This is a genomic window from Mesorhizobium sp. M7A.F.Ca.CA.002.05.1.1 (assembly GCF_003998335.1).
Lineage (GTDB): Bacteria > Pseudomonadota > Alphaproteobacteria > Rhizobiales > Rhizobiaceae > Mesorhizobium.
The window spans coordinates 1-1,992 of sequence record NZ_RZQI01001023.1; the positions used below are offsets into that span (position 1 = coordinate 1).

The window sequence follows — 1,992 nt, forward strand, 5'->3', positions numbered from 1 at the left end:
ATATACCGCCGCCGACGCCGCTCTTGCCGGGGATGCCGACGCGGAAGGCGAAATCGCCGGAGCCGTCATAATGGCCGCAGGTCAGCATCATGGCGCCGATGCGGCGTGCCCGCTCGGCCGACACCACGGAATGCCCGGTCGCCGGGTTCTTGCCGCCATTGGCGAGGAAGCGGCCGGCGAGCGCCAGTTGCCGGCAACTCATGGCGATGGCGCAGTGGTGGAAGTAGACGCCCAGCGCCAGTTCCGGCGCATGGTGGAGATTGCCAAAGGATTTCATATAATTGGCAAGCGCGAAGTTGCGGTAGCCGGTGGCGCGCTCGGACGCCGCCACCTCGCGATCGATGATGATCGTCTCGTCGTCGGCGAGGAACTGGATGAAGCGCAGGATCTCGCCGATCGCCTCGCGCGGCTGGTGGCCCGCAAGCAGGATGTCGGAAATGACGATGGCGCCGGCATTGATGAACGGGTTGCGCGGAATGCCGTTCTCATGCTCGAGCTGCACAATCGAGTTGAATGGATTGCCTGACGGTTCGCGGCCGACCCGCTGCCACAGCGCGTCGCCGACATTGCCGAGCGCCAGTGTGAGGGTGAACACTTTCGAGATGCTCTGGATGGAAAAGGCCTGGTCGGCGTCCCCCGCCGTCAGCACGCGCCCGTCATTGGTAACCGCTGCGATGCCGAATTTCTTCGGATCGACCTTACCCAACTGCGGAATGTAAGAAGCGACATCACCGCGATCGGTGCGATCGGCCATTTCGGCAGCGACTTCGGCCAATGCCTGATCAAGTTTGGAGGCCTGATCAAGTTTGTGGGCCTGATCAAGTCTGAGGGCCTGTTCGAGTTCCGGCATGGCGCTACCTCAACCAGCGTTCGAGGCGCGCCATCGCCTCGATCATGTCGTCGTGGCTGCCGGCGTAGGAGAAACGCATCGTGCGGTGCCCGGCCTGAGTGTCGAAGTCTTGGCCGGGTGTTGCCGCGACATGCGCCTCGGCCAGCATCTTGCGCGCGAAGGCCATGCTGTCATTGGTATGCCTGGTGACGTCACAAAAGGCATAGAAGGCGCCGTCCATGGGCGCCGCCAGCGGAAAGCCGAGTTCCGGGAGGCGTTTCATCAAAAGCTCGCGATTCCAGGCATAGCGACCCTTGACCGCCTCCAACTCCTCGGTCGCCCTGAACGCTTCGATCGCCGCGATCTGCGACAGTTCCGGCGGCGAGATATAGAGGCTCTGGGCGACGCGCTCGACCGGCCGCACCAGCTCTTGCGGCAGCACCATCCAGCCGATGCGCCAGCCGGTCATGCAGTAATATTTGGAGAAGGAGTTGATCACGGTCACGTCGCCTCCATAGGCAAGCGCCGTGGTGTCGGGGGCGGCATAGGCGAGCCGGTGATAGATTTCGTCGGAGATGACGGCGATGCCGAGGTCTTGTGCCGTCCTCACCAGGGCCGCCAGTTCATCGGCCGGTATGACCGCGCCGGTTGGATTGGCGGGACTGGCGAAGAGAACGCCTTTCAGCGGCTTTTCACGATGCGCGGTCTCGAGATGGCCGGCATGCAGGTAGGCGGCGTCGCCGAGCTCGATCTCGACCACCTCGATGCCGAGCGCGGCCATGATGTTGCGATAGGCGGGATAGCCGGGTGCCGCGATGGCGACGCGGTCACCCCCGTCGAACATCGCCAGGAAGGCAAGGTTGAAGGCGGCCGACGATCCAGTGGTTACCGCGATCCGGCCGGGCTCGATATCAAGCCCGTAATGATCGGCGTAGTGTCCGGCGATCGCCTTGCGAAAGCCTGCCAGTCCCAGCGCGTCGGTGTAGCCGATGCGTCCATCCTGCAGCGCCTTGGCGGCTGCGGCGCGAACCAGAACCGGTGCGGGATCGGAGGGCTGGCCGACGGCCATCGAAACAACCGGCACGCCCTGGGACTTCAGCCGGTTTGCCTCTGCCAGAATGTCCATCGCATGGAAGGGCTCGACATTGCCACGACGTGAGAGC

Annotated in this window: 2 protein-coding genes; both read right to left on the reverse strand. The window is 63.9% G+C overall.

The genetic code is table 11. The features are described 5' to 3' along the window. The coding region (locus EN939_RS31970; RefSeq protein WP_442919581.1) for a glutaminase at window positions 1-754 on the reverse strand (754 nt) is incomplete at its 3' end. A gap of 100 nt (window positions 755-854) precedes the next feature. Beyond that, a partial coding sequence (locus tag EN939_RS31975; RefSeq protein WP_245473245.1) for a pyridoxal phosphate-dependent aminotransferase occupies window positions 855-1,992 on the reverse strand: 1,138 nt, incomplete at its 5' end.